Annotated in this window: 3 protein-coding genes and 1 pseudogene; 2 read left to right on the top strand and 2 right to left on the bottom strand. The window is 71.2% G+C overall.

All coding sequences use genetic code 11. The annotated features are described in order from the left end of the window. A pseudogene (locus ACIKT0_RS15660) lies at positions 1 to 194 on the bottom strand (Gfo/Idh/MocA family protein); the annotation flags it as partial. After that, positions 191 to 1,177 carry an MDR/zinc-dependent alcohol dehydrogenase-like family protein gene (locus ACIKT0_RS15665; protein ID WP_407106264.1) on the bottom strand — a complete coding sequence of 329 codons (987 nt, stop codon included), beginning with the start codon at positions 1,175 to 1,177 and terminating at the stop codon, positions 191 to 193. The pseudogene ACIKT0_RS15660 and the gene ACIKT0_RS15665, both read right to left, overlap by 4 nt. A gap of 278 nt (positions 1,178 to 1,455) precedes the next feature. On the opposite strand from ACIKT0_RS15665, the gene cysT reads away from it, so the two are divergent. Together cysT and cysW are read left to right on the top strand one after the other, a co-directional pair. After that, positions 1,456 to 2,340: a sulfate ABC transporter permease subunit CysT gene (cysT, locus tag ACIKT0_RS15670; protein WP_407106266.1), complete on the top strand. Its 885-nt coding sequence runs from the start codon at positions 1,456 to 1,458 to the stop codon at positions 2,338 to 2,340. Continuing rightward, on the top strand, positions 2,330 to 3,199 hold the full coding sequence (gene cysW / locus ACIKT0_RS15675; RefSeq protein ID WP_407106268.1) for a sulfate ABC transporter permease subunit CysW: 870 nt from the start codon (positions 2,330 to 2,332) through the stop codon (positions 3,197 to 3,199). The genes cysT and cysW overlap by 11 nt, the downstream gene beginning before the upstream one ends. Positions 3,200 to 3,285 lie beyond the last annotated feature (86 nt).

Genomic DNA, 3,285 nt, shown 5'->3' on the forward strand with positions numbered 1-3,285 from the left:
GCCGCGCCGGGCGCGAGTTCGGCGGCTCGGGCCGCCATTTCGGGGGAGGGGTCGCAGATCGCCGCGACCTCGGCCGCGCCGGCCTCCTGGATCGCCTTCATCCGGTCGAGCCCGATCCAGCCGACGCCGAGGAAGCCCAGGCGAGGCCGTTTGACGGCGGCGCCCGCCTCCCGGTCCGGGACCGCGAGCGTCATGCGAAGGTCACCAGAGCCTTGAGGAAGCCGTCGGGGCGATCGCGGGTGGCGTTCAGCGCATCGTCCAGCCGCTCGAGCGGATAGCTGTGGGTGTAGAGCGGGCGCGGGTCCAGCCGCCCGGAGGCGAGCGCGTCCACGGCCTCGCGGATGCCCGCCATATAGATCTTCGGGTCGCGCTCATGCGCGTTGATCACGTCCAGGCCGCGCCAGTTCCACAGCCACATGTTGACCTGACGCGGGCCGTCCTGATGGTAGCCGGCGACGATCATCCGGCCCCGCTCGCGGGTGAGCTCGGCGGCGAGGTCCAGCGGCCACTGGTAGCCGACCGCCTCGATGACCCGCTCGCAGAACGCGCCCCCGGTGAGCTCCTTGACCCGCTCGATGATCGCGTTGTGGTCGTCCATCACGATCGTCTCGGCCGCGCCCATGCGGCGGGCGACCTCGAGCGAGAACGGCCGTCGCGAGATCGCGATGACGCGCGCGCCGGCGTCGCTCGCGAGCCGGGTCAGGATCGCGCCCAGAAAGCCGACGCCGATGATCGCGACGGTCTGCCCCGCGCTGATCTCGCTGCGGCGGAAGATGTTCATGGCGCAGCCGAGCGGCTCGCCCGGCAAGGGCTGCCCGCTGAGCTGCTCCGGCAGGGGCAGCACCGCGTCGGCCTCGGCGAGGTCGTATTCGGCGTAGCTGCGGTAGGACAGGGCGGCGACCCGCTGGCCGATCGCGAGCCCCTCGACGCCGTCGCCCAGGGCGTCGATCACGCCCCAGCCTTCATGGCCGAGGTCGCCCGGCCGGGTGGGGAAGCTCATCCAGTCAGGGCCCGACCACGGCGTCAGGTTCGAGGCGCAGACCCCGCAGCCTTCGAGCCGTATGCGGACCTGGCCGGGGGAGGGCGCAGGCCTCGGGACCTGCTCGATCCTGATCCGCCCCGGGCCGGTCAGAACCGCCGCCCGCATTGCGCCGTCCGCAGTCGCTCGCCCGGTCATGCGCCCTCGCTGTTCGCCGTCGCCGAAGAGCCTCGGCCGCGCTCTCGCATGGGTTCTGGGGCGCGGACCGGAAAAGACATCCCGCCACCGCGCGACCCGCTCCCGATCCCGCCCTGCGCATCAAAATACAAAATCTATGTAGATTATTGACATTGCCGCTGCGGCGTGGCGCTCTCGCGATGGTCCAACGGAGCCGCCGCCATGCCCCGCCTCGCCCAGCCGCCGTCAGGCGCTATCGCCCCTCAGGGGTCGAACCCGGCCGCCGGCGTATGAGCGTCATGGCCTCAAGCGAGTTCGGCGGGGCGGCGGTTTCGCCTGCGACGAGGCGATCCGCGCGGCGTCCGTTCCGGGCGCCGAGCGCGCTGCCGGGCTTCGGCCTCGCCTATGGCTTCACCTGGCTCTATCTCGGGCTCATCATCCTGCTTCCGCTCGGCGCCGTCGTGCTGTGGGCCGGCTCGCTCGGCCCCGCCCGGCTGCTGACGATCGCGACCGAGCCGCGCACGCTGGCCGCGCTCAAGCTGAGCTTCGGGCTGTCGCTCGCGGCCGCGGCCCTCAACGCCGTGTTCGGCCTGCTGCTCGCATGGGTGCTGACGCGCTACGAATTCCCCGGCCGGCGCCTGGTCGACGCCGCCGTCGACCTGCCTTTCGCGCTGCCGACGGCGGTCGCCGGAATCGCGCTGTCGGCGATCTACGCGCCGAACGGCTGGGTCGGCTCGCTCGTGCCCTTCAAGATCGCCTACACGCCGCTCGGAGTGTTCGTGGCGCTGGTGTTCATCGGGCTGCCTTTCGTTGTCAGGACGGTTCAGCCGGTGCTGGCGGACGTCGACCACGCGCTCGAGGAGGCGGCCGCGACGCTTGGCGCCGGCCGCGCCCGCACCGTCTTCAGCGTGGTGCTGCCGATCCTCGGTCCGGCCCTGCTGACCGGCTTCGCGCTCGCCTTCGCGCGCGCGGTCGGGGAGTACGGCTCGGTGATCTTCATCGCCGGCAACATCCCCTACGTCTCCGAGATCGCGCCGCTCCTGATCGTCATGCGGCTCGAGGAGTTCGACTATGCGGGCGCGACCGCGATCGCGACCGCCATGCTCGCCCTGTCCTTCGCGATCCTGCTGCTCGTCAATCTGATTGAGGCCTGGTCCCGGCGGAGGCTCGGCCATGGCCGCTGATCAGGCCGCGCTACTGGCGCCGCCGCCCCCTACGACCGAGCCGCGCGCGGTCCGGCTGGCCGCGATCGCGCTCGCGCTCGGCTTCCTGGCGTTCTTCCTGGCCCTGCCGCTCGTGGCGGTGTTCCACGAGGCGCTGCGGGGCGGGGTCGCGACCTATCTGGCTGCGTTCGACGATCCCGACACCTGGTCGGCCATCTATCTGACCGTCCTGGTCGCGGCCATCGCGGTTCCGGCGAACCTCGTCTTCGGCCTTGCGGCCTCCTGGGCGGTGGCGAAGTTCGAGTTCCGCGGCAAGAGCCTGCTCGTCACCCTGATCGACCTGCCGTTCTCGGTGTCCCCGGTCGTCTCGGGCATGTGCTACGTGCTGCTGTTCGGCGCGCAGGGCTATTTCGGGCATTACCTGCAGTCCTACGGGATCCAGATCATCTTCGCGGTCCCGGGCATCGTGCTGGCGACGATCTTCGTCACCTTCCCGTTCGTCGCGCGCGAGCTCATCCCGCTGATGCAGGAGCAGGGCGTCGCGGAGGAGGAGGCGGCGCTGTCGCTCGGCGCCGGCGGCTGGCGCACCTTCTGGAGCGTGACGCTGCCCAACGTGCGGTGGGCGCTGCTCTACGGCGTGCTGCTCTGCAACGCGCGCGCGATGGGCGAGTTCGGCGCAGTTTCGGTGGTCTCCGGCCATCTGCGCGGCCTGACCAACACGATCCCGCTGCAGGTCGAGATCCTCTACAACGACTACAACTTCATCGCCGCCTTCGCGGTGGCGTCGCTGCTGGCCTGCCTGGGGCTGGTGACGCTCGGCGTGAAGTCGGCGCTTGAATGGCGATACGGGGATGAGCTGGCGTCGGGCCGCCGCCACTGAGGGCGGCTCCGCGGCGTCAGCCTCGTCCCGCCCGCGTCGCGATCAGGAACAGGACGGCCGAGCCCGCCATGGCGGGCAGCGTGGCG

Origin of the sequence: Hansschlegelia beijingensis (assembly GCF_045505405.1) — a bacterium.
Classification (GTDB): Bacteria; Pseudomonadota; Alphaproteobacteria; order Rhizobiales; family Methylopilaceae; genus Methylopila; species Methylopila beijingensis_A.

Excerpts from the sequence above, each read along its gene's own strand:
- cysW (WP_407106268.1), top strand. The coding sequence starts at position 2,330 with ATGGCCGCTGATCAGGCCGCGCTACTGGCGCCGCCGCCCCCTACGACC.
- cysT (WP_407106266.1), top strand. The coding sequence starts at position 1,456 with ATGGCCTCAAGCGAGTTCGGCGGGGCGGCGGTTTCGCCTGCGACGAGG.
- ACIKT0_RS15665 (WP_407106264.1), bottom strand. The coding sequence starts at position 1,177 with ATGACCGGGCGAGCGACTGCGGACGGCGCAATGCGGGCGGCGGTTCTG.